This is a genomic window from Pleomorphomonas oryzae DSM 16300, from assembly GCF_000422965.1.
Taxonomy (GTDB): domain Bacteria; phylum Pseudomonadota; class Alphaproteobacteria; order Rhizobiales; family Pleomorphomonadaceae; genus Pleomorphomonas; species Pleomorphomonas oryzae.
Genome location: NZ_AUHB01000011.1, coordinates 65,352 through 91,114, shown reverse-complemented (window position 1 = coordinate 91,114; position 25,763 = coordinate 65,352). Strand labels below are relative to the sequence as shown.

32 protein-coding genes are annotated in these 25,763 nt (G+C 65.2%); 12 read left to right on the top strand and 20 right to left on the bottom strand.

Features of this window, described 5'->3' with window-relative positions; all coding sequences use genetic code 11:
* Positions 1-93 precede the first annotated feature (93 nt).
* Positions 94-1,740: a COG3904 family protein gene (locus tag G522_RS0117840; RefSeq protein WP_245586687.1), complete on the bottom strand. Its 1,647-nt coding sequence runs from the start codon at positions 1,738-1,740 to the stop codon at positions 94-96.
* Between the two features lie 717 nt (positions 1,741-2,457).
* On the opposite strand from G522_RS0117840, the gene G522_RS0117830 reads away from it, so the two are divergent.
* Positions 2,458-4,950, top strand: a complete 2,493-nt coding sequence (locus tag G522_RS0117830) for a caspase family protein (RefSeq protein ID WP_084633263.1) — start codon at positions 2,458-2,460, stop codon at positions 4,948-4,950.
* Between the two features lie 267 nt (positions 4,951-5,217).
* Here G522_RS0117830 and G522_RS0117825 read toward each other — a convergent pair whose 3' ends face one another.
* Complete coding sequence (locus G522_RS0117825; RefSeq protein WP_026792208.1) at positions 5,218-5,955, bottom strand: hypothetical protein; 738 nt, start codon at positions 5,953-5,955, stop codon at positions 5,218-5,220.
* A gap of 162 nt (positions 5,956-6,117) precedes the next feature.
* A complete protein-coding gene (locus tag G522_RS29140; RefSeq protein WP_169453550.1) occupies positions 6,118-6,657 on the bottom strand; it encodes a histidine phosphatase family protein in 540 nt (179 codons plus the stop codon).
* 327 nt (positions 6,658-6,984) lie between these two features.
* Between G522_RS29140 and G522_RS0117815 the strand changes: the two genes are divergently transcribed.
* Together G522_RS0117815 and G522_RS0117810 are read left to right on the top strand one after the other, a co-directional pair.
* The gene (locus G522_RS0117815; RefSeq protein WP_026792207.1) at positions 6,985-7,194 is read left to right on the top strand and encodes a CbtB domain-containing protein; all 210 of its coding nucleotides are present in this window, start codon (positions 6,985-6,987) and stop codon (positions 7,192-7,194) included.
* A gap of 134 nt (positions 7,195-7,328) precedes the next feature.
* Positions 7,329-8,060 (top strand): CbtA family protein, encoded by a 732-nt coding sequence (locus G522_RS0117810; RefSeq protein ID WP_026792206.1) that lies wholly within the window; start codon positions 7,329-7,331, stop codon positions 8,058-8,060.
* 6 nt (positions 8,061-8,066) lie between these two features.
* On the opposite strand, the gene G522_RS0117805 is transcribed toward G522_RS0117810, so the two are convergent.
* Both G522_RS0117805 and G522_RS27465 read right to left on the bottom strand, forming a co-directional pair.
* Positions 8,067-8,654 (bottom strand): AAA family ATPase, encoded by a 588-nt coding sequence (locus tag G522_RS0117805; RefSeq protein ID WP_026792205.1) that lies wholly within the window; start codon positions 8,652-8,654, stop codon positions 8,067-8,069.
* Positions 8,655-8,703: 49 nt separating this feature from the next.
* Complete coding sequence (locus G522_RS27465; protein WP_051228773.1) at positions 8,704-9,246, bottom strand: GrpB family protein; 543 nt, start codon at positions 9,244-9,246, stop codon at positions 8,704-8,706.
* A gap of 89 nt (positions 9,247-9,335) precedes the next feature.
* Between G522_RS27465 and arr the strand changes: the two genes are divergently transcribed.
* Positions 9,336-9,752 (top strand): NAD(+)--rifampin ADP-ribosyltransferase, encoded by a 417-nt coding sequence (arr, locus tag G522_RS0117795; RefSeq protein ID WP_026792204.1) that lies wholly within the window; start codon positions 9,336-9,338, stop codon positions 9,750-9,752.
* Positions 9,753-9,772: 20 nt separating this feature from the next.
* On the opposite strand, the gene G522_RS29135 is transcribed toward arr, so the two are convergent.
* On the bottom strand, positions 9,773-10,831 hold the full coding sequence (locus G522_RS29135) for an HWE histidine kinase domain-containing protein (RefSeq protein ID WP_156886982.1): 1,059 nt from the start codon (positions 10,829-10,831) through the stop codon (positions 9,773-9,775).
* 247 nt (positions 10,832-11,078) lie between these two features.
* On the opposite strand from G522_RS29135, the gene G522_RS27455 reads away from it, so the two are divergent.
* Positions 11,079-11,717 (top strand): GNAT family N-acetyltransferase, encoded by a 639-nt coding sequence (locus tag G522_RS27455; protein ID WP_084633262.1) that lies wholly within the window; start codon positions 11,079-11,081, stop codon positions 11,715-11,717.
* Positions 11,718-11,726: 9 nt separating this feature from the next.
* Here G522_RS27455 and G522_RS0117780 read toward each other — a convergent pair whose 3' ends face one another.
* The 6 genes from G522_RS0117780 to G522_RS0117755 form a co-directional block, all read right to left on the bottom strand.
* Positions 11,727-12,053, bottom strand: coding sequence for a type II toxin-antitoxin system PemK/MazF family toxin (locus G522_RS0117780; RefSeq protein ID WP_026792203.1), 327 nt, complete (start codon positions 12,051-12,053; stop codon positions 11,727-11,729).
* The gene (locus G522_RS0117775; RefSeq protein ID WP_051228769.1) at positions 12,050-12,274 is read right to left on the bottom strand and encodes an antitoxin MazE-like protein; all 225 of its coding nucleotides are present in this window, start codon (positions 12,272-12,274) and stop codon (positions 12,050-12,052) included. Before G522_RS0117775 ends, G522_RS0117780 begins: the two co-directional genes overlap by 4 nt.
* Positions 12,275-12,339: 65 nt before the next feature.
* A complete protein-coding gene (locus G522_RS0117770; protein WP_026792201.1) occupies positions 12,340-12,912 on the bottom strand; it encodes a hypothetical protein in 573 nt (190 codons plus the stop codon).
* A gap of 78 nt (positions 12,913-12,990) precedes the next feature.
* Positions 12,991-13,446 carry a PH domain-containing protein gene (locus G522_RS0117765; RefSeq protein WP_026792200.1) on the bottom strand — a complete coding sequence of 152 codons (456 nt, stop codon included), beginning with the start codon at positions 13,444-13,446 and terminating at the stop codon, positions 12,991-12,993.
* Positions 13,447-13,721: 275 nt separating this feature from the next.
* Positions 13,722-16,025, bottom strand: a complete 2,304-nt coding sequence (locus G522_RS29130; protein ID WP_051228767.1) for a bifunctional DNA primase/polymerase — start codon at positions 16,023-16,025, stop codon at positions 13,722-13,724.
* Positions 16,026-16,027: 2 nt separating this feature from the next.
* Positions 16,028-16,369 (bottom strand): hypothetical protein, encoded by a 342-nt coding sequence (locus tag G522_RS0117755; RefSeq protein ID WP_026792199.1) that lies wholly within the window; start codon positions 16,367-16,369, stop codon positions 16,028-16,030.
* Positions 16,370-16,549: 180 nt separating this feature from the next.
* Between G522_RS0117755 and G522_RS0117750 the strand changes: the two genes are divergently transcribed.
* Together G522_RS0117750 and G522_RS0117745 are read left to right on the top strand one after the other, a co-directional pair.
* Positions 16,550-16,813: a hypothetical protein gene (locus tag G522_RS0117750; protein WP_026792198.1), complete on the top strand. Its 264-nt coding sequence runs from the start codon at positions 16,550-16,552 to the stop codon at positions 16,811-16,813.
* Positions 16,813-17,100: a hypothetical protein gene (locus G522_RS0117745; protein WP_026792197.1), complete on the top strand. Its 288-nt coding sequence runs from the start codon at positions 16,813-16,815 to the stop codon at positions 17,098-17,100. The genes G522_RS0117750 and G522_RS0117745 overlap by 1 nt, the downstream gene beginning before the upstream one ends.
* Positions 17,101-17,117: 17 nt before the next feature.
* Here G522_RS0117745 and G522_RS29125 read toward each other — a convergent pair whose 3' ends face one another.
* The 4 genes from G522_RS29125 to G522_RS0117720 all read right to left on the bottom strand — a co-directional run bounded on the left by G522_RS29125 (position 17,118) and on the right by G522_RS0117720 (position 18,774).
* Positions 17,118-17,633 (bottom strand): helix-turn-helix domain-containing protein, encoded by a 516-nt coding sequence (locus tag G522_RS29125; protein ID WP_051228765.1) that lies wholly within the window; start codon positions 17,631-17,633, stop codon positions 17,118-17,120.
* Complete coding sequence (locus G522_RS0117735; RefSeq protein ID WP_026792196.1) at positions 17,630-17,836, bottom strand: hypothetical protein; 207 nt, start codon at positions 17,834-17,836, stop codon at positions 17,630-17,632. Before G522_RS0117735 ends, G522_RS29125 begins: the two co-directional genes overlap by 4 nt.
* Positions 17,837-17,897: 61 nt before the next feature.
* Entirely contained in the window at positions 17,898-18,341 is a 444-nt protein-coding gene (locus tag G522_RS29120) for a DUF669 domain-containing protein (RefSeq protein ID WP_051228763.1), read from the bottom strand.
* A gap of 214 nt (positions 18,342-18,555) precedes the next feature.
* Positions 18,556-18,774 carry a hypothetical protein gene (locus G522_RS0117720; RefSeq protein ID WP_026792194.1) on the bottom strand — a complete coding sequence of 73 codons (219 nt, stop codon included), beginning with the start codon at positions 18,772-18,774 and terminating at the stop codon, positions 18,556-18,558.
* A gap of 122 nt (positions 18,775-18,896) precedes the next feature.
* Here G522_RS0117720 and G522_RS0117715 point away from each other — a divergent pair, with 122 nt between their 5' ends.
* The 3 genes from G522_RS0117715 (at position 18,897) to G522_RS0117705 (ending at position 21,189) form a co-directional block, all read left to right on the top strand.
* Positions 18,897-19,586: a LexA family transcriptional regulator gene (locus G522_RS0117715; protein ID WP_026792193.1), complete on the top strand. Its 690-nt coding sequence runs from the start codon at positions 18,897-18,899 to the stop codon at positions 19,584-19,586.
* A 341-nt stretch (positions 19,587-19,927) separates the two neighbouring features.
* Positions 19,928-20,311, top strand: coding sequence for a hypothetical protein (locus tag G522_RS0117710; protein WP_026792192.1), 384 nt, complete (start codon positions 19,928-19,930; stop codon positions 20,309-20,311).
* Between the two features lie 143 nt (positions 20,312-20,454).
* Positions 20,455-21,189 carry an SIMPL domain-containing protein gene (locus G522_RS0117705; RefSeq protein ID WP_026792191.1) on the top strand — a complete coding sequence of 245 codons (735 nt, stop codon included), beginning with the start codon at positions 20,455-20,457 and terminating at the stop codon, positions 21,187-21,189.
* A gap of 135 nt (positions 21,190-21,324) precedes the next feature.
* Here the strand turns inward: G522_RS0117705 and G522_RS0117700 are convergent, their stop codons facing one another.
* Positions 21,325-21,708, bottom strand: coding sequence for an acyl-CoA thioesterase (locus G522_RS0117700; protein ID WP_026792190.1), 384 nt, complete (start codon positions 21,706-21,708; stop codon positions 21,325-21,327).
* A 77-nt stretch (positions 21,709-21,785) separates the two neighbouring features.
* Positions 21,786-22,610: a DUF2066 domain-containing protein gene (locus G522_RS0117695; protein WP_036839879.1), complete on the bottom strand. Its 825-nt coding sequence runs from the start codon at positions 22,608-22,610 to the stop codon at positions 21,786-21,788.
* 78 nt (positions 22,611-22,688) lie between these two features.
* Here G522_RS0117695 and G522_RS27435 point away from each other — a divergent pair, with 78 nt between their 5' ends.
* A complete protein-coding gene (locus tag G522_RS27435; RefSeq protein ID WP_084633259.1) occupies positions 22,689-23,351 on the top strand; it encodes a CGNR zinc finger domain-containing protein in 663 nt (220 codons plus the stop codon).
* Here G522_RS27435 and G522_RS0117685 read toward each other — a convergent pair.
* Complete coding sequence (locus G522_RS0117685; protein ID WP_026792188.1) at positions 23,348-23,632, bottom strand: HlyU family transcriptional regulator; 285 nt, start codon at positions 23,630-23,632, stop codon at positions 23,348-23,350. The genes G522_RS27435 and G522_RS0117685 overlap by 4 nt on opposite strands.
* 273 nt (positions 23,633-23,905) lie before the next feature.
* On the opposite strand from G522_RS0117685, the gene G522_RS0117680 reads away from it, so the two are divergent.
* On the top strand, positions 23,906-24,703 hold the full coding sequence (locus G522_RS0117680; protein ID WP_026792187.1) for a creatininase family protein: 798 nt from the start codon (positions 23,906-23,908) through the stop codon (positions 24,701-24,703).
* Here the strand turns inward: G522_RS0117680 and G522_RS27430 are convergent.
* On the bottom strand, positions 24,691-25,626 hold the full coding sequence (locus G522_RS27430) for a LysR family transcriptional regulator (RefSeq protein ID WP_036839877.1): 936 nt from the start codon (positions 25,624-25,626) through the stop codon (positions 24,691-24,693). The two genes, G522_RS0117680 and G522_RS27430, sit on opposite strands and share 13 nt — an antisense overlap.
* Positions 25,627-25,763 lie beyond the last annotated feature (137 nt).

Sequence of the window (25,763 nt, the reverse complement as noted above, 5' to 3'; positions counted from 1 at the left end):
TAGCATTCCCAGCGGGAACAGCGACGCCTCGGTGAACTGCCGACCGAGGGGAGAGATAGCGCAGGAAGGGGGATGGGGGCAAGGGTTTCGCAATCACCTGATGTTCTCTGCAATGTCCTTATAGCAAGCGTCCGTATTTCCAGCCTCGATCTTGGCGAGAGGCTTCCAATTCTCACCCTCGAAATCGAACCATTCGACGTAGCATTTGCCGCTGTCGTAATTGGCCCATTGAGCTGCCAACAACCGGCTATCGAGCCTGAACTGAAGCTGGAGGTACATGTTGTCTTCGCCGCCGCGCGGGAAGTTCATGGGCCGACCGCTTTGGTTGTCGCCGACAATGACGAACGAACAACCGGTCCCACAACCGATCTGAATCACCGAATATTGCCCGGCATAATTCGGACCCACGCGCATACCGTCCCGAATTCGCGTCCGGTATGTATTGAAATCCCTGTCCCGGCCTTTGAAGTCGGGAAGCCGGGTCTGGCCGGTAAAGATAACCTTCGCCGGATAGTCGGCTGGGCTGAACTTTGTCTTGCTCGTTGCCCCCGCAGCTTTGGCATCCGCCGACGCGATCTCACCGCCATCGTCGCACCGATGCCAGTTCATCTGGTACCCCGCTTCGCCGGGACGGCCATAGCACCATCCCACGGCCTCAAGCTTTGCCGAAATCGCTTTGCGGCGGTCGCAGGCTTTCCACGTCTCACTGGAGTCGCCTGATCCACCCCGGCATCTAGCATTTTCGTCTAGCCACTGCGAGATGATGCGATGAGGCTCCGAAACGCCCTTGTCCGTCGCCAGAACTTGGCCACTCTCTGACATGATTTTGCCAGCCGATGCATCCCACACCAACGTGAACTCGGCGATACCCGACGTCATTCGGGCGCGGGCCGGGCTCTCGGTGAACCATTCCACGATGCCTGTCATCGTGCAGGGACCAGAGCAGGTTACGTGCTCGGAGCCGTAGCGTACACTATAGGCCCGCTTCGGCCACCGATCTGCAAACTTGCGCTTTTCATCGAGAACGAATTCTTTGCTGACGGTCTTTCCGTAGAACTCGATGGTGTCGGTATAGGCGGTCTCCAGGAATGCTAACGCGGCAGTGTTCGAACGCGACCACGTGTCGTGATACCGCGCCATGAATGCCAAAGCCTTATCCTCGATGGTCGGCTCGACTGGCTTTCCACTACCTGCCGGGCTCGCGACGGCGGGAGCTGATGCTTGGCCCACCAAGGCATCAGGCTGTAAATCAAGCCCCCCAGTTGAGGTGATCTTGTATTGCTCCATTTCAGCGCCGGTGAGATAGCGCATATCGTTTGGTGGGACCGAAAGGCTGAGCTGCAATAATTTCGGATCCACTCCCATCTCGATAAAGTAGGTCATGATCTCAGCCGTCATAACCTGAATCGCCGACACAGCGGCTTGGCCGTCGAGTTGACTGTCTGGCGAGAACGAGGACTGGTGGACTCCGATAGCCCCCGGCTGAGCCTGTCTCAAAGCGCCGCCGACGAATGCCAGCGCACAAGCCGACGCGCATTGCGAGGACCGCAGCTGAAGAGTGGCTAGGCCAAGAGCCCTAATGGCCCGACCATAAGCCATCGCGGCGATAATGTTGCCGCCTTCGCTATCGAAGGTGACGATCTTGGCCCCGGTAGCATTGGCTTCTCTAACCAGTATCGAGGGATCGTCCGAAAAGACGAATTCTCCCTTCACCAGCAAAACTGGCGGAACGCCCTGCATGGGAAGGTGCTCGACAGTAACGCCTATCGCCGCCCCAACAGACCCAAGCAGAACACACGCCGCGCAAATAGCCGACCGCAACCCCACGATAGCCCCCATCAAGCCAGTACATGTTAATTCTTCGGTTCGGCAACGCAACGTTGAAATAGGGTAGTCTTGGTTTCGAGGGCGGGAAGCGGGGGGAGACGCTCCCGGTCACTTGTTCCTCTAATTTCAGTTTCGCTTCAGGTCCCGCTCCTACAAGGCTGACGCGGTGGCAAAGCCGGCGCGCGGTTGCTCCGATGGGTCGTCATGTCGGGCAGACGCGCGTCGGCACGCCTTCCGGCGCGACGCGTTGCCTTGCCACGCCGGCTCGAAAAATGGCTTCGTTGAGATCTGGCGTGCGGTCGGTCAGTGCCCGCGGCCAGCAGGGCGGTGGCGGCTCGGTCAAGCCAGTGACCGGAAAGCCGCCGTCCACGCCCTGCTCTGGAAAGTCGTCACGTTTCTAGATCGGTGCCTCGGCTGCCCAACTTCTTGGGAGTCCATGGGAGTCCACCTGCGACTATGCGGAGTCGGCCACCTGCCCGCCCCACTTCCTTCAGCCCCGCTTCATCTTGCCCGCCTACAAGCCTGAGGCGCGGTTTGAAGACCGGAGCGGAAAAGAACGAAGGGCGGTGAACCGGACGCGAGTTCGGGCGTTATCTGCCCTGTATCCGGGCTGGGTGGATGGAGGCGCGCATGTCTCGTCTTGCAACATCTGTGTCGTCCCGACGCTGGAGACTGGAGGCCGTTGGCGCGGCCGTCTCGGCGCTCCTCGCCCTCGTACTGCTCTGCGTCGCGCTTGTCGGAGAGGCGCGGGCACAGAACACTTCCGGTCAGGGCGGCCCGGAGAAGCGGATCGCCTTCGTGGTCGGCAACGCCGCCTACACGGCCGGCGCCCTGCCGACCACCGCCAATGATGCCGGCCTGATCGCCCAGACCCTGCAGGCCGCCGGCTTCGACGTGATCGGCGCCCGCGACCTCGACCACAACGGCCTCAGCGACGCCATGCGCGACTTCCTCGGCAAGGCCAGCGCGGCGGGGCCGGACGCCGTTGTCTTCGTCTACCTCGCCGGCTACGGCCTGCAATACCAGGGCGACAACTACTTCCTGCCGGTGGATGCTGAGATCGCCAACGCCACCGATGTGCCGATCCAGGCGATGAGGCTGTCCGACTTCACCAAGTCGCTGGCCACGCTCAAGAACCACGGCAGCATCGTGGTGCTCGACGCCGCCCGCAGCTATCCGTTCCCGCAATCTGTCTCTGGCTCGCAATCTGGGGCGCCGGAACTGGCCGGCGGCCTGGCGCTGGTCGACCCCGACCCCAACCAGCTGATCGCCTTCAACGCGGCGCCCGGCACGGTGGCGCCCCAGGAGAACGGCCCCTACGGCGCCTATGCGCACGCGCTGGCCGAAATGATCCGCACCGGCGGCCTGCCGCTCGCCGACGTGTTCGATCGCACGCGCCTCCGCGTCAGCGACCTGACCAAGGGTGCCGAGGTGGCCTGGGACGCTTCGAAATTCACCGCGCCCTTCACCTTCTTCGATCGCGCTCCCGACGCACCGGCTCCGGTCGCCGAAAGCGACGCGACGATCCGCAGCAAGCCGATCCGCGAGTTCGACGAGAAGGACGCCTATTTCGCCGCGCTCGATCGCGACACGCTCAGCGGCTACGAGGACTTCCTCGCCGCCTATCCGAATGACGCCATGGCCAAGCGCGTCCGCGCCATCGTCGCCGCCCGCCGCGAGGCGATCACCTGGCGCGAGACCTGGCAGGCCGACACGCAGGAGGCCTACTGGTCCTACCTCCGCCGCTATCCACACGGCCCGCATGTGTGGGACGCCCGCCGGCGTCTGACCCATTTCGAAGCGGCACTGGAGCCGCCTCCCACCTTCGCGGTGATCGCCTATGACGTGCCGCCGCCACCGCCGCCGGAAGTGGTCTATGTCGAACAGCCGGTGATCTATTTCGGCGACCCGGATTTCGGCTACGCGCCACCGCCGCCGCCTATTTTTCTGGCGCCGCCGCCGCCAGAGTTCGTGACGCTGCCGCCACCGCCGCCGCCCACCGAGGTCTACGTGCTGCCTGAACCGGTGTTCGTGCCGGTGCCGCAATGGGTGGAGCCGCCGCGCAACGTGGCGCCGCCGGAAAACAACATCATCTTCAATGACATCCACAAGACGGTCATCAACAACGTGACCATCGACAACACCACGGTCAACGCGCCGCCGGCAGCGGCCGGCCAGACGACCGGCCAGAGCACTGGTCTGACGACAGGACAGACGCTCGTCGGCGCGGCGGTTCTCGGCGCGGCCGGCGCGGCGGCGCTGCATGTCGCCCTGCCGCCGTCGGTGCAGAAGAAGGCGCAACATAGTTCTGGCAAGGCGGTCGCTCGGGCGCCGGTAGCCAGCGAGGCGGTGGCGGCCCCGGCCAAGCCAGAGGCTGGAAACGCCGCCGCCCACACGCTTCCCGGCCTCGGCGGCAAGCCGCTGCCGCAGGCTGGCAAACTGCCGCCGATCGCGCCGCAGGTGACCGACGCTCAGCCCAAGCCCAACCAGCCGAACGGCGCCCCGTTCAACAAAGCCCAGCCGAATGGAACGCCAGCCGGCGCAGCCAAGCCGAACGTCGCCAAGCTGCCTCTGCCCGACACGACCTCCGCCGTCAAAGCCCCGGCAGCCCCATCGGGCCGCAAAGGCGCGCATGCCCTGCCCGGCGCTGACGGTCAGGCTCTCCCGGTCGCGGCCAATCCGCCGCAGCCGAAAGGCCACAAGCACATGGCCAAGGCGCCGGCACCGCAGGTGATGCCCAACCTGAAATCGAAGTCGCCGGGGGCGATCGCCAACGCGCCCAGCTTCAAGCCGAGGACGCCGGCAACAATCGCCAACGCGCCCAGCCTGCGGCCGAAGGCGGCCCGGACTGCGCCGAGCTTCGCGCCGCCGAAGGCGACGCAGATGCGCCCGGCCATCGCCAGAGCTCCCGTCAACGCTCAAGCCAGGGCTCCGGCGCGCGCCCCGGATGTCGGCCGGCCGCCGGTGAACGTCCAGCCGCATGCCGCTGCGCCGATGGTAGCCCACGCCCCGAAGATAATGCCGCAGGCCCACGCGCCGCAGCCGGCCCAAGCCGCGCCGGCCAAGCCGCAGCAAAAGAAGCCGCCCTGCGGTGCTCCGGGCCAGCCGGCCTGCCACGGCTGAACTTGAGCACCCGCCGGTCAGGTTCATGAACACTGATCGGCGGGTGCTCCAGCCGCCTCGGCTGCCAGTCCGAGGCAGCGCTCGCCGGTCGGCGATGGGAGTCCATGGGAGTCCACCGGCGCCTGAAGCGCTGTTCGATCTGAATTCATCAGATCGGCGCTCCAGGTTCTATTGGGGAAGCATCATCTTATCGATCCTCGTTTCACTCCGGTCGGATGATGCTCTATGCAGAGTCGGGCTCGATGCAGGGGCAGCCTCTCTCAGCCCTCATGAAAGGGCGGTCGTCGCGGTCTGCACCTCGAAGCTGCGGTTGCAGGTCCGCGTCTCGTAGGCAATGACGACGAAAGCCAGGAACGCGGCGCCGCTCAGCGCCGTGCTGAGGCCGATGCGTCCGAGCGAATGCGCCAACAGGTCGCCGCTGGTCGCGCCGGTGGCCACGACAAACACAAAGGCCAGCCAGTAGAAGCCGAGGTCTGAGTAGAGCCCCTTGCGCCCAATGCTGAGCAGGAAGGCGAGTGGAATGGCAGAGGTCATCACGGCCCCCAGATCGCCGAAGCCCAGCGGATAGGCGGCGGCGTCGCCGGCCGCGGCACCCAGCACGCCTGATACGACGAGAGTGACCCAGTAATAGCCGGTGACCGGGATGAAGCCTTGGTCCTCGCTATAGGGCGCCCGCGCCCGCCAGACGATCACCATCACGGCCAACAACAGGCACACCGCCGGCACCGAGGCGAGGCGGATGTGAAAATCGTGGAAGGCGTCGGCCACGTTGGCAGCCGCCGCGCCGCTGATAACGATCGCCGCCCAGAAATAGAGCGTGCTCGTGGGCTTCAGGAAGCGTTCGGCCAGGAACACCAGGGCAAAGCCGACGGCCAGAAGGGGCAGACCCTCGAGATGGCCGAGGCCAAGGCTAGTACCCAGAAAATCGCCGAGGTTGGCGCCGAACAGGCTCGCCAGAATGAGGCACAGCCAATAGACGGCGTTGATTTTCGGAAGGCATCGCATGATGTCACCTCACGTCCGCGAGGCGCAGAGGAAACGCCCGAATTGGGCGCTTTCGATGGTGTGGGTGTGGCAAATTGTCGTAAGCCGTCGTCGCCGGGCGGTTGGCAACAAATGGATACATTTACGGCAAGAGCCCAGCCAAGCCGGAGACGAGTCGAAATCTCAGGTCAGCCGCAGCGCCCATCGGCCGCCATGGCGCGTCAGCTCGGTTGCCGACCACGGCATGGGGTCGAGCCGCCAGATCAGCGGCAAGGGTGCCTCGAGGGCCGTCACCAGGGCCAGCCGGACGATCGTTGTCGGGCATAGCGCCACGACGGGCGTCTCCGCCAGCGAGGCCAGCCAGCGGCCGACCCTCTGCCGGGCCACGGCAAAGGACTCGCCGCCATGCGGGGCCGCCGTCATGTCCGTCCGCCACAGCTCGAAGGCGGCGGGCTCGGCGCCGGCGATGTCGGCGATCGCCCGGTTCGTCCAGTTACCGTAATCGAGGTCGGACAACGCTTTGGTCGTCTCGACCGGCGCCGGGTGGCCGGCACCGATGGCGATCTCGGGCGGGTGAACAAGACGGTCGGCATCGGCAAGGCAGCGGCTGACCGCCTCCGGCAAGCCCTCGGCCGGCAGGTCCAGCCGGTCGCGGCCGGGAAAGTGCGGTGCGCGGCGATCATTGCCGGTCGGCACCGAGATCAGCGTCAAGCGAGCAGCCATCGGGTACCTCTGCAAACCAAGCGGATCGCCGTCGTGCATCGGACGTCGCACCGAAAGTAAAGCAGCAGACCCCTTCCAAGGCAACCGAATTGCGATTGACAGGCATGTGCGCTTAGCCGAAGGTGACGGCGATGCTAAGCGGAAGCCGGTGAAATTCCGGAGCGGTCGCGCCACTGTCATCGGGGAAGCCCGTGAGCCAGACCTGCCTCGCATCGATCCGTCGAGGGCACCCGCCGATCGGGTTGGCTAAACCCGATCGAAAAGCGGCTGCCCCGGCAAAAAATCTTGAGCACTCGCTCAAGGGACGCGTCATCCCAGGAGGCCTAGATGTCAGCTCTTTCCCGCACCGCTACCGCCCAGCCCGTGGCCATTCCGCTCGGCGAAGTCATGCCCTGGGCGACCTTCGCCGGGCTGATGCTCATGCTGATGGTCTATTTCGTCGGCACCGAACAGGGCGCCATGGCCATGTTCAGCGGCTCCACCGTGCATGAGTTCGTGCACGATGGCCGCCACCTGCTCGGTTTCCCCTGCCACTGATACCAAGTGCATTGAAAATGCAGCTTGGTATTCCGCTTGCCGATTTCTCACGCCCCCGATGCAAATGAGAAATCGGCAATGACTTCAATGAGCGGATGCGTCAGCATCTTCGCGAATTGGCAGGAGCCACCATCATGACCGGTAAGCTGTTGCTGCGCGGCATGATTGCCGGCGTGGTCGGAGGCCTTTTGGCCTTTCTGTTCGCCCGCCTCTACGGCGAGCCGCTGATCGATGTCGCCATCGCCTTCGAGGAGCACGCCGGCGCCGCGCACGACGCGGCCGAGCCCGAGATGGTCAGCCGGGCGACGCAGGCCGGCCTCGGCCTGCTCACCGGCGTCGTCGTCTATGGCGCGGCGCTCGGCGGCATTCTGGCGCTGGCCTTCGCGGTGGTCTATGGCCGCTTCAGCCGGCTCGGCGTCCGCGCGCTCGCCGCCATCATGGCGCTCAGCGGCTTCGTGGCGGTGATCCTGGTGCCGGTCGTCAAATACCCGGCCAATCCGCCGGCCGTCGGCGCCGCCGACACCATCGGCGACCGCACCCAGCTCTTTTTCATCATGCTCCTGGTCTCGCTGGCGCTGATGATCGCCGCCTTCGCCCTGGCGCGACGCATGCGGCCCCGCCTCGGCGCCTGGAATGCCGCCATCGTCGCCGGCCTTGCCTATGTGCTGGCAATCGCCGTGGTGATGGCGCTGCTGCCGGAGGTCAACGAGGTGCCCGACGGCTTCTCCGCCGTGCTGCTCTGGCGCTTCCGCCTGGCCGCGCTCGGCCTGCAGGCGGTGATCTGGGCGACGGTGGGCCTCCTGTTCGGCTTCCTCGCCGAGCGACTGGTGCTCGGCGCTCCTTCAAAGCCCGACCGCCGCGTCTGAGCAGGATCAGCCCGCCGCCCGTTCGACCAGTTCGTCGGCGAGGGCCGCCACCGCGTGCGCGTCGGCGGCGTCGACCATCCTGAGCCCCACCTCCTGCGAGGCCGCCATCAGGGCGGCGTTTTCCCGGATCGAGCGATCGATGAAGGCATCGATGATCCGCCGCTCCCCGGCGTCGCGCCCCTCATAGCTGGCCGCCGCCCGCATGCGCGCCAGCAGAAAGCCGTCATCGGCATGAAGCAGCACGCCGACCATCTCGTCGGTGAGCAGCGGCGCGATATACTCTGGCCTGAGCGCGGCCCCCTCCAGCACGAAGCGCCGCCCGGCCGCCCGCTCCGCCTCGATCATCGGCCGGACCTGCCGCCACATGTTCTCGTGGTGCACCTTGAGGAACCAGTGGATCGTCTCGGGTGTGAGCCGTTCGTAGAACTCGGTGACGGGCGCCGGCACACCCAGCCACGGCCGCCCCGGATGCCGCCCCAGCTTGTCGGTCGACAAGCCGTTCCAGCCGAGACGTTCCGCCAGCTTCTCGGCCAGCGTCGACTTGCCGACATGCGACGTGCCGGCGATCAGGATGGCTTGAATTGGCGTGGGCATGGCAGGCCTCGCTGTGCGGCATGATCGATAAGCAGATCGCGAAACCCGCTTATGATCCATTTCCGGATCGGCGGGAACCGCCAGGCGCAGTCTCCTCGGCCATCGCCAGGATCTGCCGAACGAAGCCGCTCTTTTCCGCTGTGTAGCGATCGCCGTCATAGGCAAACCGCTCGGCAAGTTGCGCCTTCAGAAGCGCGTAGGCCGCGGCGGCGGCATCATGATGGCGGAGATAGTCGCGGAACGCCAGGCGGCGCTCGTGCGTTCTGTTTGCCGGCGGGCAGAGATAGACCCGAAGCCGGGGCGTGGCACTTTTCAGAAGAAACGCCCAGACGTCGTCGTCATACCGGTTGCCGCGCGCCTCATACCCCGCCTCGACCAGGCGGCGGCCGGCCTCGGAAACCTCCGCCAGGCTCGACAGCGTCACGTCGATATCGATGATCGGCTTGGCGGGCATGTCGGGAATGGCGGTGCTGCCGATATGGTCGATCGCCAGAACGAGGGGGCCGAGCAGATGTTTCAGGCGCGCTTCGGCCTCTTCATAAAGCCGTGGCCAGCTTGCATCGTAAGCCACAATCTCAACCGGCGTCGGCATGGCGCACCCCCATTGGAGTCCCAGTCCTCGACCACCATATCCACGCATCCCCCATCGCGCCGTCCCTCTGTCCCAAGGAGCCCGTGCCCATGTCAGCTTCCGCCAGCGTGTTCGCGCAATCCTTCTTCCATGGAACCCGCGCCAGCCTCAAGCCGGGCGATCTGATCGCCGTCGGTCACGCGTCGAACTTCACCGAAGCGCAGGCGCTCAGCTGGGTGTATTTCTCGGCCACGCTGGACGCGGCCATCTGGGGCGCCGAGCTTGCCGCCGGCAGCGGTCACGGCCGCATCTACGTGGTGGAGCCCACCGGACCCTTCGCCGACGATCCCAACCTCACCGGCAAGAGATTCCCCGGCAACCCCACCCTCTCCTACCGCTCCCGCGATCCCCTGAGGATCATCGGCGAGGTGACCAACTGGCAGGGCCACTCGCCCGAAGAGGTGCGTAAGATGAAGGAGGGCCTGGCGCGCCTCGCCCGCGAGGGACGGGACAAGATCATCGATTGATCGGCAAGCCGCGTTGGAGGCTACTTGAACAGCGCGCTCCTCGGCAGCGACAGGCGGCAGACCAGCCCGCCTGGACGCCAGTCGAAGCTAACCTTGCCGCCCAACTGGCGCTCGATGGCGCCCAGCATGACGCCCGTACCCACACCCTGGCGCCGCGGCGGCCGCACCTCAGGGCCGCCCGACTCCACCCACTGGAGATCGAGCTGGCCCTGCTCGCCCCACGACCAGGACAGGTCCAGCCGCCCATCGCGCGCCGACAGCGCACCATATTTCAAGGCATTGGTTGCCAGCTCGTGCAAAACCAGCAGAACCGATTGCGCAGCCTGGCGGGGCAGGCGGACGGTCGGGCCCGACCAGGCAATCCGGTGGCCGCCCTCCGCGCGAAACCCATCCATCTCCCATTCGATCAGCTCTTCGAGGTCGGCATCCGGCGTCGCCGCCAGCAGCTGATGCGACCTGACGAGCGAGGCAACGCGGCCGGACAGCTTCTCCCGAAACTCGCCCACGGTCTCGGCCTTGGTCAGGCGGATCATGCTGGACACCATCGCAAACAGGTTCTTGGCGCGATGGTCGATTTCGGCGGAGACCAGCGCCAGGCGATGTTCGTCCCGCTTGCGCTTGCTGATGTCGCTGAACACCACGGCCACCCGCCTGAGATGGGCTGGGCCGAGCCGGAAGGCGTGAACGTCGTAAAAGCGACCGAGCTTTTCCGCCGGCAGCTCGAACCGTGCCGCCTCCCCCGACAGCGCGACGCGGCCATAGATCTCGAACCAGTAATCTTCATGATCCGGTGCGAAAGACCGCATCGTCCGGCCCGTGGCGTTCTTCAGCCCCGTCTGGCTTTCAAAGGCGGCGTTGACCTCGAGAAAGCGGTAGTCGACCGGCTTTTCCTCGGCATCGAACAGCATTTCGATGATGCAGAAGCCGTGATCGATCCGGTCCAGCAGGTCGCGGTAGTTAATGCCGGCAATGGCGGATCCGGCGTCGTTCGAGTCGGCCGAGAAAGCCAGGCCGTCATCATCGCCAAGATTGCACACCGGTGGAATTGGCGGAAACCTCGCGGGCGAGGAAAGGCACAAGGTCATCGCACGATCCGCCAATACTTGAACATAACAAGCAATAGCATCCACCGCTCGGGCTCGCAATCGCGCGCCACTTGCGTTCCGAAATCAGGCGAGGATCGAGGCTCCGGCATGCCCTCGGGATCACCGGCAGATCCCGACCGGCAAGGGCCGTTCACGCGAACAGGCGCGCGACAAAGGAAGTCTGGCGCGCCTCCCCCATGAAAGGCACAATCATCGCGGACGACCTTGTTCCGGGGCCACGATGAATCTCGTCAATCTGCCTACGCGCCAGGAAACGAACCGCCTGCTGCTGCGCCCGTTTGCCGCCGGCGACTGGACGGAGTATGCCGCCTATCACGCGCGCCCCGATGTCTACGCCTTCCTCTACCGGGAAGCCCCCACCGGCACCGCTCTGAGAGAGCAGTTCGACCGCGTGCTGCGCCCCCGCTTCGAGAGCGACGGCGACGTCTACCGGCTGGCCGTCACCCTCAAGGACGGCGGCGCCATTGCCGGCGAAGTGATGCTGAAGCTGGAGAGCCGCGACGCGCTGCAGGCTGAGGTCGGCTACATCTTCAGCCCCGCCCACGCCGGCAAGGGCTACGCCACCGAAGCCGTCGCCGCCATGCTCGCCATCGGCTTCGACACCCTCGGCTTCCACCGCATCTTCGCCCGCCTCGACGCCGCCAACTTGGGATCGGTCGGCGTGGTCGAGCGCCTCGGCCTCCGCCGCGAAGCCCACCTCAGGGAAAACGACCGGTTCAACGGCAAATGGGGCGACGAGTATGTCTATGCGCTGCTGAGGTCGGAGTGGGAGAAAAGGTCTCGCCCCGCCCCGCCCCCCGACCCCGAAAATCCCCTCGGCACCCTCACCGACTGGGACAGCGACGCCGACCGGACGTAAGGTTTGAGGTCAGTCGGCAAGGCCGATCATCACCAGCAGCATGTTGTTGAGCGCCAGCATGTCCTCAGGCGAAAGCCGGCCGATCACCGGGCCGCATTTGGCACGCGGATAGGCCAGCACCTTGTCCACCATCACCTGCGAGACGGCCTTGAGGCCATTGCCGACGGTGGGTTCCAGGGTGAGCCGATAGAGCGGCGCATCGGCGATCGTGCTGGTGAGCAAGGCAACGAGCACACTATCGGCAGCGTCAAGCGCGTCGGATTGGATGACGACGGCGGGGCGCGGCTTGCCATAATCGCCCTGCGCCGCCACCGTCACGAGATCGCCGCGTTTCATTCCTTGGGCCATTCAAACGCGGAGCCGATGAAGCCCAACGCCTCGGCTTCCTCGGCCCGGCCACGCAAGAAAAGTCCCTGCCGCCTGGCTTCGGCGGCAAACTCCGGCCGGTTGGGATCTGGCACCCAGATCCGCACCTGCTTCATGCCACGGCGCTGCTGTCGCTGCCGGTAACGCTGGAACTTGGTCAGCCCGTCTTCTGTCTGCTTGGGGCGTGGCATAGTGCCCTCCATAAGGTTGCGCACTACCTTAGCATAAAAGTTGCGCGCTACCTAATGGGTTCGGTTCAAGCTTGGTCGCGCTCGTAGACCGTGAGTTCCTTGCCCAACTGCCAAGCCGCCATGAAATCCTCGACGGCCACCTCGCGAAAGGGGCGCGGCGATGCACCCGGCCAGACCGGATCGTGGAGATCGACGCGGTCATCAGGCGCTTTTAGGACCACGACCTTATGCAGGGAAAAGCCGGGCTCCCTATCGAGTGTCTTCGAGCAAACCGCCGCCTCGCACACCGAACCGGGCGACAGGCTGCGCCGCAGCGTTGCGAGATCCGGCTCCTGCCGGGAGAAGGCAAAGTTGGGATGCGTGAGGCAGCGCCGCAGCGGCTCCTCGCACGCCTTCAAGTCTTCGGTCCGCTGCGTGACATAATCCAGTGAAGCCGCGTCAAGCGACTCTTCCAGCCCGGCTATGCCGCGCTCGGCCCAAGCGGCATAATCGATCGTGTCATACTCGTGGATACGGACGCCCCGCTCCATCATCCAGAGCCAGAACGGAAAGGCCCAGACAATATGGCCGGGCGTCCAGCCGGTGATCCGGGCAATCTCATCCGTATCGACCTCAGGAAAGAACGACCGCGCCGTCATCTGGTAGCAAGCCAAGGCGCAAGCGTTGGTCGCGGGGCTGATTATGTAAGGAGTTATCATGCGATCTCACTCGACAACCTACCTCACGGTCAATCCCTCGTCGCTGCCTTTGCCCCATCGATCTTTTGCGCTGTTGAGCAGCTCGACCACGGTGGACGGACCTACCGACCAGCCCCCGCCGAAGCCACCATCTATTCCCGTCAGACGCTTGGTAAAGCCCGGCTCTTCGCCAGCCCGGTTTTCGCGAACATAACCTACCGACTGAGCCCTCGTCCGCGCCGGGGAATAAATGACAAACCTTGAGAACTCCGACCATCCATAGCTTCGCGTCCTGAAGCCGTTGAAGAGGGCTAGACCTTCGGGTGAGAGCATTAGGCGCGGCGGTGCGACAAGGCGCAAAACGGCAGCACAGGCGCAAAACCCAAAAAAGATTACGCTGCCATAGCCGCCGATGTACTCCCTAGATGTCACGGGTCCTTTCGCGACAATGAGCACGCCACCGCATACAAAAACCATGCACATCAACAGCATCATGACTGTTTTTTCCGTCGAAGACTCAATTATCATTGGCGGACAATCGAGACTACCCTGCACACCGCGGGACGCTACCTCCGACATTTCGCTATCTGCCTCTACTAGAGCGAGACGTACAAGTTACGTTCGCTTGGCCACTATACAGCCACGACTAAAAGCTAGGAACGGGCGGCTATAAGTGCTTTGAGTTGTAAATTCGTTGTACGTCGCAACCCGGTTGGCGGCAATATCTCACAGCTCCGTGCGTCCCATCGATAAAGCACCGACAAATATCCTTACCTCAAAAAATACAGCGTCTTCCTAGGCCCGCCGCCCTCCGTCGCCACGCTCTCCCTGACGATCGCCCCCGTATCCTCCAGCGTCTCGATCACCTCCCTCAGCTCCCTCGCCCTCAGCCTGTTCTTCATCCGCGCCCTCAGCGTCTCCTGACTGATCTCCCCTCCCTCCTTGTCGATGATGCGTAGCACCCTGTTCGCCTCGGCCTGGAAGTCGGTTTCGGAGATGTAGAGGCGGCCCATGCGGTAGAGGGTGCGGGCCGACCAGAGCGCGACGGCGCGGCCCCATTGCATGTCGGCCTCGCTGATCCTGGGCATCACCGGGTCGCGGCCGCCGGCGCAGATGGTGGCCATGCGCACGGCCATTTCGGCAGCGCGGCCGATGAAGTTCTCGGCGTCGGCGTCGCGGTCCTGCCAGGCGAGGATCTCGCGCTGGAAGTCGGTGTAAACAGCCTCGGCGCCCGGACCCCAGGGGATGACGAAGGGTTCGATTTCGATGTCGGTCTCGTGCAGCTTGGAGGCGACCACCAGCGGGTTGCCGCCGCCGAACAGGCGCCTGAGGCTGCCCGACAGCTTCTCGGGCACCACCAGCGGCGGCTCTTTCGGCTCGCGATCCTCGGTGCGGCTCGCCACGGTGAGCAGGGTGAAGCGGTTGAGGAAGCCGTTGGAAACGTCGCCCCCGTCCAGCGCCTCGAAGAAATCCTCCGGCGTCGAGGCGCCGTAGATGGACAGCGCCGGCGCCCGGATGGTGCGGGCCGGCGTCGCCGCCCATTCCGGCGTGGTCATCAGGCCGAAGTTGGTGCCCCACACCGAGCGCATGATCTTGGAGATGCCGCGCTCGAAACCGGAGGCGCGCTTGGCGTTGATGCGTTTGAGGAAGGCGCCGAACTCGTCCATCGGGCAGAGCGATAGCGGCTCGCGCTCGATGAAGTGGATGACGGCCGGCATGGAGATGAACTCGTCCGGCCCGATGGTGCGGGTCATCTTGGCGGCCGCGAGCAGCCGCTTGATCTGCTGCAGCGCGTGGTCCTTGCCGACGCCTGAGGGCGCCAGCGCCAGCATGTAGAGCACGGTGGAGCTCAGCGTCGGCCCGGCCCAGAAGCGCCCCATGGCGGTGCCCACCAGCGTCAGCGCCGCGCCGAGCGCTAGGACACGGTTGGGCCGGCGGGCGGTGGCGCAGATCCAGTCGGTGATGTCGCCGACGAGGCCGGGCACATGGGTCAGCGCGTCGGGAAATTCCACGGCGGCGCGGGCGCGCTTGCCCTCATGCACCACCTCGCCGGTCTCCTGGTCGACCACCGCGCCACTGCCTTCCTTGACCAGGCGGCGCGGGCCACTGGGCGCGCGCGGCGGTTCGGGCCGGCTGTCGCGCGGCGCCTCGCGCGGCATCGTCCGGCCTTTCCTGAGGCCGCTGCGGATCGTCGCAAGGCAGGCCGGCAGGCCGTCATCGGCGGCAAGGCCGCAAGCTTCGGCCGCCGAGCTCAGCTGCGCGATGGCCGCCCCTTCCGTGATCCAGCCGGCGCCCACCATCTGCCCCAGGGCGAAGGCGCTGCGGTTGAGCTGGTTGTTGCGGCCGCCCTTGCCGGCGGCGCCGAGGGCGTCGATCTCCGCCGCGATGGCCTTGTCGGCATAGCGGCGCAGCCGAGCGTCTGGGGGCGATGACGGGGCTGCCGCGTAGGGCTGTTGCCTCGGCTCCAGCCTTGGCGCTACCTCCGACCAAGAGGCCGGAGGGGGATCGATCAGCGCGTAGAGCCAGTCGGGCACGGCGGGCGCCGCCATCAGCGCCCCGGCGGGCACCGGCTGATAGGCGCCCTCGCCGTCGGCGCGCAGCGCGCCGGGCGCCACCACATAACCGCCCAGCCCGCGAATGTTGATGCCGCGCCCCTTGAGCAGCCCCTCGCGGTTGCCATGGGCGCGGCCCTCCGGCTGGCGGAAATAGATGTGGCGGCCGCCCGACGGCGTATCGACGGCCGGCGCCTCGACGCCCCGGTTGACCTCGTCCCACGCCTTGATGCCGTCCTCGCCGCCATCGTGCCGGTCGAGATCCACCACCAGAAGGCCGGAGCGTCCCAAGTGGATGGCCGGCATGGCATCCGGCCAGCGCCGCCACCAGCCGTCGATCGCCTTGACATCGGTGGTGGCGTCCTCACCCCAACGCACCGAGGGGCACGGCTTCTTGGCATCCGGCCCGGCGCCGCGCACCGGGAACACGGAAAGGCCCGCCCGCGCCAGGTCGAGCGCCAGCGCCCGGTTGGGGGCCGGCGGCAGGTCGGCGATGGCAAAGGGCGTCGACAGCCGCGTCATGATCAGCCGATCGCCTCGCCCTCGACCAGCCGGCGGATCTCCGTCACGAAATGCGCCTGGAAGGCTCCGAGAAAGCCCTCGTATTCCTCCCGCGTCAGCAGGGCGAAATCGGTCTTGCCGATGGTGTCGAGAAACTCGCCGGCCCGCCGCGCCGCGATGCGAAAGGCTTGCCTTTCAACAGCATCGAAGGCGCGAAGGCGCGTGGCCTGCCGGGCTCGCTCGGGGCCGCATTCGTTGCAGACCCAGACCGCCGGCATCCGTCCCTCCGGCGCATAGCCGATGCCGTCGGCCCGCCGCTGGCAGATGCCGCACGTGGCAAAATGACGCGAGGCGGGAGGTCTCATGCCGCCATCCGCCAAAAGGTGAGTGGCAACCACCAAAAATTGCGCTTCCCTTTTGGGAACAAATAAGACATTCTTAACCTGTCGTGAGAAAGGCCGTCATTTGCCGGCTTTCTAGATGTCGTTCCCGCCGCCGCGCACTCTGCATCGTTGAAGGGAGAACGACCACTGATTGTACCAGGCATGTCAATCAGAAGCGTCCGCCTCGAACTCGAGGGGCGCTGTCCCATTCCGCTCGCTTTCCGAACCAGCGCCTGGTTTCGCAGCGACGGCAGTCTGATCGTTGAAGGCAAGGCCAGTCTCGAAGAAGATCTGACTTTGATGATCGGCGCCTCCGGGCGCCTCAATCTGAACCACGAGGGCATAAGGCTCGGCGTGAGAATCGCGGCAACAGACCCCGACCACGGCATCGTTCGCTTCCTCGTCCAACCAAGGACACTCTTGTGATGGACAACTTTCAAACCCGCGCCAACGCCGACAGCTGGCAGACAATCACGCCCCGGCAGGCGATCGCCCGTGTGCAGGAGCTGGCCGCCGCCATGCATGGCCCGATCGGCATCGTGCATTTCGAGTTCATCCCGCTCCCCGAGGATGCGGACACCAAGGCCAACTGGGACCTCGCCTTCCGCGCGGCCCCCACCGACCCCGGCCTCAGCGGCGGCCATCGGGAGATCGCCATTCGGCGCGCCATCGCCGATGTGCGGGCCGCCTATCCGATGATCCGCTGGCCCTGACGCCTCCCGTCGGTCCCTCATTGGCAAGCGCCGCCGATCCGCGACATCAACTGGCGCTTGCTGTCCTCCGACATGGCATAGCCCTGGCCCCAGATGGTCTCGATGCTCACATGGAATTTCCGGAGCTTTGCGCGGATCTTGCAGACGAACACATCGATGATCTTCGGCTCGGCCTCCGGCGCCACCACCGCGTGAAGATGCGGCTTGGTGCAGGCGCGCGCCTGCATGAGGCATTGCAGCAGCCGGCTTTCCGCCGGGGTGAGGCCGAACAGCGTCTTGCAGGTCATCAGAAAGTCCGGCCGCTCTTCGAGGCGGATCAGCGCGGTGGTCGGTTTGCGCAGCCGCGAGCCGGCCGGCCAGTCGGCCTGGGGCATGTCGACGATGATCCCATCCTCGATCGCCTGCCGCACGATGCCGTGGGCGCTGTCATAGGGGATCTTGAAGGTGCGGCTCAGCGCGCCGATCGGCACGCCCTCGTCAGCGAGGCGAACGATGGAATTGCCCACGAAGGTGCCACGCAGCGGGTGGTTCATCGCCGGCTCTCCGGGGTGAGCGCCGCGTCTGCCATGTCCAGCGCCTCGTCGATGGTAAAGGCGCCGAGGCGGTGGCCGTCGTGCGATACGCTGTATTTGGTCGAAAGTTCCAGAAGGCAATAAGGACGGATGGCTTCGAGCACGCCGGCGGCGGCTTTCAGCGCGATCAGGGTCTTGTCGTCAGGCATGGGTTCGGCGGTCATCGTCACGCCTCCGTGCGATGTGGGGTGGATCGGACTTGTCAAAGGGGAACTTGAGGAGGACTCAGGGATCCCAAGGACGGCCGCCGGTCACCGCCGGTCGGCGCGACGGCGGCTTGACGGCCGCCAGCGCTCGATAGTCCTTGATGATGTTCTGGTCGCCGTAACCGCTGCTTCCTGGTCGGATATCGACGCGGATGACCACGGCAATGCCATGCAGCTCTTCGCTGTCGGCGATGCCGGCAAGGCCGGCGGCGACGCAGAGGCGGGCCAGCCTGTCCTGGGCAATGCGCTGCGCCGTGGCGTGGTCGTTGACGATGTTGAGCCACTCGACGACGCGCCGACGCCGGAAATCGCCGGCGATCACCTCGAAGGTCAGCTTCAGTATCTCGCCGCTGCCCGAGGCGGTGGGAACGATGACGCTCTCCACCACCTCCGCCTGATAATCCCCCTTGGGAAGCAGGCCGGGAGCCGCGTCGTTGCGAAGCTGCCGATCGAGCGTTGCCATCGGAATCTCCTGGTCCTCTGAAAAGGGAGCATGGGGGAGGTGCGCCGTTGGAGACGCATGCCTCCCCCGCCCCACGACGAGCCCGTCGGCCGTCGAATTCTGTTGGTTGGAACCGCCCGATCAGCCGGGCCGGCTATTCGTTAGGGACCGCTTTCGAAATTCGCTTCCAGTGAGGCGCGCTAGACAGCCGCTGGAGTAGAATCTCCGGGCGGTCTCATGAGGTGCCCGGCGGGCCGGGAGGCTGCCCGCCGGGATCGGACGCGAGGGCCGCCTCGACGCGCTCGAAGGTCTTGAGCGTCATCGAGCCACCGGCCCTGACCCGCGCCACGAACTTGCCGTCGTTGACCACATAGAGGCCAAAGGTGCTCTCGCTGATGCCGCGCGCTGCGCAGTAGCACTCAATGCGGGAGAGAAGTTCGGTTATCGGGTTCATGCATAGATTGTAATGGGCAAAATTCCATCATGTCAATGGGCAAAAACCCGTTGACGGGTCCCTAAACAATGGGCATAATCCCAAGTATGGAACAGACATGGAAATCACGTCTCGAACGCCTGATGCGCGAAAAGGGTTTCAACATGAAGTCCCTGTCGCTCAAAGCCGGGCTCGGCGAAACCTATGTGCGCGATATCCTGAAGCGCGGCCGCGAGCCGGGCGTCGAGAAGGCGCGCGTCCTGGCCGAGGTGCTGGGCGTCCGCATGAACGAGATCCTCAGCGAACCCGACCTCGTCACGCACGAGGGGGAGCCCGAACACATCCCCTTCGACGAAGATAACGACAACGGCTGGACGGAAGGCTGGCAGGCCCGCCTGCCCGGTGGTTCGGCCGAGGTGGATGCGCGGGCCGGCGCCGGCGACGGCTCGTCCGGCCAGGTGCTGACGCTGCGCTCCGGCGGCATCCAGTCGGGGCACCTCGTCACCGGCGAATGGGTGGTGCCGCGCGCCCATCTGGGCGCCAATCCGGCCCGCGTCATCTTCATTCCGGTGATCGGCACATCGATGCAGCCGATCCTCAACCCGTCCGATGTGGTCGCCGTCGACACGGCGGTGAGCGACATCAAGGACGCCGAAATTTACGTGATCGACGAGGGCGACGGCCCCTCGGTGAAGCGCCTGCGCCTCAACCACGACGACAACCCGCGCACCGTCGACATCATCTCCGAAAACATCGCCGTGCCCCCCAAGCGCCGCCCGGCCGAACTGGTCCGCGTGATTGGGCTGGTGATCGGCAAGTGGTCGCGGATGTAGGCCACATCCGGGTTCGGAGCTCTATAGGAACCGTTGCGCCTTCTCGTCCCGGTCCTTCGCCTGCGCGAAGGATGACAGCTTGATGGAAGCCGCCCGAGCGGTCAACCGATTGGCATCCTTATATAATTCTGTCATCCTTCGCGCAGGCGAAGGACCTCGGGCAGGATAAAGCACAACGCCGATATAGCGTCTTGCAGCTGCTCACGCAGCGCTCGAAGAGCCCACTAGCGGCGCCCAATAGTGGGCAATAAACCATTTTCATTCGATGAAATAAACCCGTCCCAGCCCATCATTGCTCCATACGCCCACCTTCCTGCCCATCGGCACGAAGGTCCGGCTCCATGGAGACCGTCTTGCTCAATACCGATGCCATCTGGGCCAATCGCCTTGCCGCCTATCCCGATCGCTTCGAAGGCCCCAACCTTGAGGGCGAGGCCGTCGACGTGCCCACCCATGTCGAACTGATCGGCCGGGCCGGCGTACTCATCGGCGGCATCGACTGCGTGGTGACCCTGGAACACGACGGCGACGACTGGGAGATCGCCGCCGTCGCCTATCGCTCGGAGTTCGGCGGCCCCGGCCATGATTTCGACGTGGCGCGCCTCAGGAACCGCGACCCGGACGGCACGCTGGCCGACATGGTCGAGCGAGAAATTCTTCGCCTCGTCGACGGCCAGTACAATACGCTCGCCGACGCCGCCACGCGGCAGGCGCGGATCGGCTAAAGTCCAATCCGCACATCATTATTCTTGGCAGGGTCTCACGAATCCGCCTCAATGCCGGGCGATGGTCGGCGCCCATCGGGGTTTTCCCCGATTGAGATTGCTCTCGGGGCTGGCCCCGAAAACACGTGACGGAGAGACTGACGATGATCGCCTTTTCCCGCCCGCTCCTGGTCGCCGCCGGCCTGGCGCTGCTGCCCGCCGCCGCCTTCGCCGCCGACACGACCCCGGCAACGGCCACGCTGACGCTGTCGGGCGACGGCATCGTCAGCGTGGCCCCCGACATGGCCATCGTGTCGATCGGCGTCGTCAAGGAATCGGAGACGGCCGACGCGGCGCTCAGCGCCAACAACGCGGCGATGCAGAAGGCGCTGGCGGCCCTCAAGGATGCCGGCGTCGCCGACAAGGACATCGCCACCTCCTCCTTCACCATCGACCCGGTGATGAGCTATCCGCCGCAGAAGGCCGACGGCACGCAGGCGCCGCCGAAGATCACCGGCTACCGCGTCTCCAACGCCGTCACCGTCAAGCTGCACGGCATCGCCCAAGCCGGCGGCCTGCTCGACAAGGTGATCCGCGTCGGCGCCAACGACGTGCGCGGCATCAGCTTCACCGTCGATGACCAGGACAGCCTGATGGATGCGGCGCGCGTCGCCGCCATCAAGAAGCTGGAGACCCGCGCCGACCTCTACGCCAAGACGGGCGGCTTCACGCTGAAGCGCATCCTCGCCATCTCCGAGGGCGGTGAGGCGAACCCGCCGATGCCGATGATGATGGCCAAGGCCGCCCCGCAGTCGGACTCGGTGCCGCTCTCCGCCGGCGAGCAGGACATCCGCGCCACCGTCAACATCACCTGGGAAATCGAGCCGGCTGCCAAGTAATCACGGCATCTCCGACGCAACGCAGAGATCGGCGCGCCTTTCGGCGCGTCGATTCCATTCGCGGATTTTGCATGCCATAGGGGCACACGAAAAATCCGCGGGGCTTAGCCGGCCCCAAAGGCCGCCGATTCGCTATCAGCAGACCGGATCGACCGGCCGGGAACGGCCGTTTTCGTCGATCGCCACATAGGTGAACTCGCCCTCGGTCACCCTCTCGTGCTTGTCGGTGATGAACCGGCGCACCCAGACCTCGATGCGGATATGCATGGAGCTGCGGCCGACGCGGAAGATGTCGGTGTAGACGCAGAGAATGTCGCCCACCTTCACCGGCCGGTGGAACACCATGGCGTTGACCGCCACCGTCACCACCCGGCCGCCGCAGCGCTGCACCGCCGCCATGCCGCCGGCCGAGTCCATCTGGCTCATCAGCCAGCCGCCGAAAATGTCGCCGTTGGCGTTGGTATCGGCGGGCATGGCGATGGTGCGGATGGTGAGTTCGCCGTGCGGCTCGTCCGACATGATGCGGTGGTTCCCGGGCAGAATAATAAGCAATAATCCGGGTCTTAGGCCAACCACCGGGCCTATGCAACTGCTGCTTATTGAGGATTCGTCGTGGGTTCGCCGCTCTCCGACAGCAGCCGCGCCGCGCCCCACAGCGCCGTCCGGAACGCATCGTCGAAGCTGACGCCGCGCACCGACCAGCGATGAACGGCGCCGCCTTGCTCCAGCGCCCAGTTAACCACCCAGCCATGATCGGCATCGCTCCAGCTGAGCCGGCCGACCAGCGGCAGATCGCCGCCCGCCGCCTCGGCCGCCTGCTTCAGCTCCGGCGACGCCGGATCGAGCTCCGCAGCGCTGAGGTTGAGCGCCGCCGTCTCCGGCGGGAACACCACGTCGAGGGCGATCAGGTTGGACGCGTTGCCGAACGACTGGCGCATGGCGAGATCGCGGGCGTTGTTGGCGGCCACCGTATAGTGGGCGGCCGGCTTCTCCACATCGAGGAACACGGCGATCACCGGTCGGCGCATCAGCCAGGGCTTGCCGCCGAGTTCAGTGATCAGCTTGTCGAGCGGCGCGGTCTTGAAGCGGCAGGTGAGGTTGTGCGGCCGGTCGTAGGTGCCCTGCTCGTCGTGAACAGGCCGTCCCTCCAGCCGATCGCGGTAGGAATAGGCGGCGACGAAATCAGCCGCCTTGGCCCTCGCCACCTTGGCGGCCGGCTTGCCGGCCAGCTCGACGTCGCCGGTAACACGCGTCAGCACCCGTTCGAGGCAGACGCCGAAGCCGGTGATGCGGTTGGCCTCGCCCTGCCCGCTCACCACCACCTGGGACGTGTAGATGTCGCTCGGCTCGAAACCGGCGGCCGGTCCGGCGAGCACGGCCAGAAGCGCAAAAGCTGGCGGAAACAATTGAATGCGTCGCATGGTTCCCCTCGCTATGGTGGGCTGAACACTTTGAAAGACGCAACGACACACTTAAGTAACCCCATAAGAGGTTACACGATGAAGCAAGATCGATCAATGGACGAGGTGCCGGCCTATTTCTCCGAATTGGGGCGGCTCAGGATGCTGGGCGGCGACGCGGCGCTCGATTTCGCCAACACCCGCCACTGGCGCGATGGCCGGGAGATCGACTTTCTCACCGGCTACAGGGCCTTGATCGACTGGGCGGTCGTCGCCGGGCTGCTGTCCCGGGCCGAACACGACCGCCTTCGGGACGCCGAAGCCATCATGCCGCTTCAGGCGGCCGACGTGTTCTCGGCCGCCGTCAGGCTCAGGGATATCTGGAAGATCTATCTCGCTGAGGCGACGCGCACGGAGCTGCCGACCGACCTCAGCCAGCCGCTCGACGCGGTGCGGCATCTGGTCACCAAGGCGCTCGGCGCGCCCCTGGCGATTGCCGGCCTGCCGGCCGACACGCTGGCAGGCGCCGACATGGCCTTGTCGCTCGCCCGGACGGCGCTCGCCATCGGAGCCTTCCTGGCCCTGCCGCACGCCGGCACGCTGCGCATGTGCGAGGCCGATCCCTGCGGCGGCGTCTTCCTCGACACCAGCCGCTCGCAGAAGCGCCGCTGGTGCGCCATGGATTCCTGCGGCAACCGCGTCAAGGCCCAGCGCCATCGCCTGCGCATGAAGGCGGAGGCGGTGGAGCCACCGAAGCGTTAATTGAAGACCGACTTGCCGAGTTGATCGACGATCAGCCGGCCCTTCTCGAAGGCCATTTCCTTGGCCGTGTCGGCGTCGGAGAACTTGTCGGCGCGGATGAAACGGTGCTCGCGCACGACGCCATCCTCCTCGAGGCTGACCACGCCGCAGAGCTGCCACTGGCCGCCGTCCTTGAACGGCGTCGCGGCAATCTTGAAGCCCTTGTACTCCTGCGTCTCGGCCGGTTTTTCCGCCGCCGGGGCGCTGTCACCGAGGCCGAACAGTTTTTTCAGGAACGACATGGGTTTCCTCCGTTTTCGCGTGCCCCAGCAATAAGACGGCGCGGCAGCGAGGGCAAGGCTGGGACGCACAGCCATCCCCTCGCATTGCCCGAGATCTGCAACATGTGCCGTGATGCGTCGATGAAGGCCCGAACCGGTTCCTGGGATCGGCGCTGATCGGCGGATATCCGAAGCGCTCTCAAATAGGCACATGTTGGAGCGAAAATTGATGCTTTTCCATGCCCGCGTCTTTGCCTAGCTGTTGAGGGAACTTCAATCCCAAGGAGGCGTGCCATGGCGCAGCGGTTCTACTGGAACGAACTGACCAGTCTCGAATTCGCCGGGCTCGACCCCGACACGACGGTGGCGATCCTGCCGCTGGCCTCCACCGAACAGCACGGGCCGCATTTGCCGATCGCCACGGATGTCGCCATAGCCAACGGCATGTTGGGTTTGGTGCGCGAGCTTCTGCCGGCGGACTACAACGTCTTCGTGCTGCCGACGCAGGAAATCGGCAAGGCCAACGAGCATGTGTTCGGGCCGGGGACATTGTCGCTGCCGGCCGAACTCTTGATTCAGATGTGGACGGCCATCGGCCAGAAGGTCGCCGAAGCCGGCGTCCGCAAGCTGATCATGGTCAACTCTCATGGCGGCAACCTCGACCTGATGAGTATCGTCGCCCGCGAGATGCGCGTGCGCTTCGGCATGGTCGCGGTCGCCACGCAATGGAGCCGGTTCGGTAGCCCGGAGGGCCTGTTCAGCGCTCACGAAATGGCATTTGGTATCCACGGCGGCGACGTGGAGACGTCGATGATGCTCTATTTCCGGCCGGATCTCGTTCACATGGACAAGGCCCAGAATTTTGCGTCCAGGGCCGAATGGATGAAGACCCAGAGCAAATATCTGCAACCGCTGCCGCCGCATGCGCTGGCCTGGGTCGCCCATGATCTCAACCCCCATGGGGTGGTTGGCAATGCCGCCAATGCCGATGCAGGCAAGGGCGAGGCCTATTGCCGCTACGTAGCGCAGCGCTTTGTCGAATTGATCGGCGACGTCATCAGCTATCCCCTAGCCAATCTCTATACCGGTTGACCGGCCGTTCCCGCCGAAACCTCCCGGATCATCTCAATCAGATCGGCAATCAGAAACTCGACGAAGATGCTGGTCGCCGCGTCAAGTGTGGCCCTGGCGCGTGCCAAGAGCTTCATTGGCTGCGGCCTGATGTGGGCGTCCGACAGCGGACGATAGACGAGATTGCCGCTTCGGCAGTCCATGAGCACGTCCAACGGGTTGAGGATGCTGACGAAGGGGCCTTGCCGCAGCAAGGTCCGCAGCATCTCCGTCGAGTTGGTTTCAAGCAGTGGCTCCACCGTCACCGTCAACGGCGAGAAGGCGAGATTGATCGCGTCGCGCAGCGAGGTGCCGGGCAGAGCAAGAACCAGCTTCTCCTCGACAAGATCGGCCAAGCTCACCTGGCTTTGCTTGGCAAGCGGGTGTTCGGGGGCGAAAACTGCCCCCAGCGGCACGTCGAAATTGGCAAGGCTGCGAATGCCGGGCAGGGCGGGAATGTTGAATCCGAGGCCGAGATCGACCTCGCCGGAGACCACCGGCATGGACGTGGTGATGCCGCCATCGCCGCGCAGCAGAACGCGGATGCGCGGATATTCCGCGAAGAACTTGCCCATCAGGTGCGGCAGCGGACCGGCCGCGAGCCCGATGGTCGTCACGATGGACACCTTGCCCATCTGCGGCGTCTTGAGGTTCCGGATGCGCGCCTGCAGTTTGTCGTAATCCTTGAGAACTTCCCGCACGTGCTCGATGCACAGCTCGCCGACCGCCGTCAGCCTCAGGCCACGCGGCAGTCGCTCGAAAATCTGCGCGCCCAGTTCCTCTTCCAGCGCCAAGATCTGCCGGTTGATGGCCGAGGAGGCCACATTCATCCGCTCCGACGCTTTGCGGATCGAACCGCAGCGAGCGATTTCGTTGATGTAAAGCAGCTTGCGTGAGTGCAACATGTTCACCTCCTGCGCAATGCTTAGGCAGGATGCCTATTGCAGCAACAGAAAACCGAACTGTGCAAAAAAGGCATCAAAGCGTGCGCAATTAGATGCTTTTCACGGCTCGATGCAAGTGGTGCAGTATCGTTCAATCC

Excerpts from the sequence above, each read along its gene's own strand:
- G522_RS27455 (WP_084633262.1), top strand. The coding sequence starts at position 11,079 with ATGAATCTCGTCAATCTGCCTACGCGCCAGGAAACGAACCGCCTGCTG.
- G522_RS0117805 (WP_026792205.1), bottom strand. The coding sequence starts at position 8,654 with ATGCCCACGCCAATTCAAGCCATCCTGATCGCCGGCACGTCGCATGTC.
- G522_RS0117765 (WP_026792200.1), bottom strand. The coding sequence starts at position 13,446 with ATGATGCTGTTGATGTGCATGGTTTTTGTATGCGGTGGCGTGCTCATT.
- G522_RS0117825 (WP_026792208.1), bottom strand. The coding sequence starts at position 5,955 with ATGCGATGCCTTCCGAAAATCAACGCCGTCTATTGGCTGTGCCTCATT.
- G522_RS29140 (WP_169453550.1), bottom strand. The coding sequence starts at position 6,657 with ATGGCTGCTCGCTTGACGCTGATCTCGGTGCCGACCGGCAATGATCGC.
- G522_RS0117770 (WP_026792201.1), bottom strand. The coding sequence starts at position 12,912 with ATGACGGCGCGGTCGTTCTTTCCTGAGGTCGATACGGATGAGATTGCC.
- G522_RS0117680 (WP_026792187.1), top strand. The coding sequence starts at position 23,906 with ATGGCGCAGCGGTTCTACTGGAACGAACTGACCAGTCTCGAATTCGCC.
- G522_RS0117755 (WP_026792199.1), bottom strand. The coding sequence starts at position 16,369 with ATGAGACCTCCCGCCTCGCGTCATTTTGCCACGTGCGGCATCTGCCAG.
- arr (WP_026792204.1), top strand. The coding sequence starts at position 9,336 with ATGTCAGCTTCCGCCAGCGTGTTCGCGCAATCCTTCTTCCATGGAACC.
- G522_RS0117720 (WP_026792194.1), bottom strand. The coding sequence starts at position 18,774 with ATGAACCCGATAACCGAACTTCTCTCCCGCATTGAGTGCTACTGCGCA.
- G522_RS0117735 (WP_026792196.1), bottom strand. The coding sequence starts at position 17,836 with ATGACCGCCGAACCCATGCCTGACGACAAGACCCTGATCGCGCTGAAA.
- G522_RS29125 (WP_051228765.1), bottom strand. The coding sequence starts at position 17,633 with ATGAACCACCCGCTGCGTGGCACCTTCGTGGGCAATTCCATCGTTCGC.
- G522_RS0117840 (WP_245586687.1), bottom strand. The coding sequence starts at position 1,740 with ATGCAGGGCGTTCCGCCAGTTTTGCTGGTGAAGGGAGAATTCGTCTTT.
- G522_RS27430 (WP_036839877.1), bottom strand. The coding sequence starts at position 25,626 with ATGTTGCACTCACGCAAGCTGCTTTACATCAACGAAATCGCTCGCTGC.
- G522_RS0117745 (WP_026792197.1), top strand. The coding sequence starts at position 16,813 with ATGGACAACTTTCAAACCCGCGCCAACGCCGACAGCTGGCAGACAATC.
- G522_RS0117830 (WP_084633263.1), top strand. The coding sequence starts at position 2,458 with ATGTCTCGTCTTGCAACATCTGTGTCGTCCCGACGCTGGAGACTGGAG.
- G522_RS0117750 (WP_026792198.1), top strand. The coding sequence starts at position 16,550 with ATGTCAATCAGAAGCGTCCGCCTCGAACTCGAGGGGCGCTGTCCCATT.
- G522_RS0117695 (WP_036839879.1), bottom strand. The coding sequence starts at position 22,610 with ATGCGACGCATTCAATTGTTTCCGCCAGCTTTTGCGCTTCTGGCCGTG.
- G522_RS0117810 (WP_026792206.1), top strand. The coding sequence starts at position 7,329 with ATGACCGGTAAGCTGTTGCTGCGCGGCATGATTGCCGGCGTGGTCGGA.
- G522_RS0117715 (WP_026792193.1), top strand. The coding sequence starts at position 18,897 with ATGCGCGAAAAGGGTTTCAACATGAAGTCCCTGTCGCTCAAAGCCGGG.
- G522_RS29130 (WP_051228767.1), bottom strand. The coding sequence starts at position 16,025 with ATGACGCGGCTGTCGACGCCCTTTGCCATCGCCGACCTGCCGCCGGCC.
- G522_RS0117705 (WP_026792191.1), top strand. The coding sequence starts at position 20,455 with ATGATCGCCTTTTCCCGCCCGCTCCTGGTCGCCGCCGGCCTGGCGCTG.
- G522_RS0117815 (WP_026792207.1), top strand. The coding sequence starts at position 6,985 with ATGTCAGCTCTTTCCCGCACCGCTACCGCCCAGCCCGTGGCCATTCCG.
- G522_RS0117780 (WP_026792203.1), bottom strand. The coding sequence starts at position 12,053 with ATGAAACGCGGCGATCTCGTGACGGTGGCGGCGCAGGGCGATTATGGC.
- G522_RS0117700 (WP_026792190.1), bottom strand. The coding sequence starts at position 21,708 with ATGTCGGACGAGCCGCACGGCGAACTCACCATCCGCACCATCGCCATG.
- G522_RS0117775 (WP_051228769.1), bottom strand. The coding sequence starts at position 12,274 with ATGCCACGCCCCAAGCAGACAGAAGACGGGCTGACCAAGTTCCAGCGT.
- G522_RS0117710 (WP_026792192.1), top strand. The coding sequence starts at position 19,928 with ATGGAGACCGTCTTGCTCAATACCGATGCCATCTGGGCCAATCGCCTT.
- G522_RS27465 (WP_051228773.1), bottom strand. The coding sequence starts at position 9,246 with ATGCCGACGCCGGTTGAGATTGTGGCTTACGATGCAAGCTGGCCACGG.
- G522_RS29120 (WP_051228763.1), bottom strand. The coding sequence starts at position 18,341 with ATGGCAACGCTCGATCGGCAGCTTCGCAACGACGCGGCTCCCGGCCTG.
- G522_RS0117685 (WP_026792188.1), bottom strand. The coding sequence starts at position 23,632 with ATGTCGTTCCTGAAAAAACTGTTCGGCCTCGGTGACAGCGCCCCGGCG.
- G522_RS27435 (WP_084633259.1), top strand. The coding sequence starts at position 22,689 with ATGAAGCAAGATCGATCAATGGACGAGGTGCCGGCCTATTTCTCCGAA.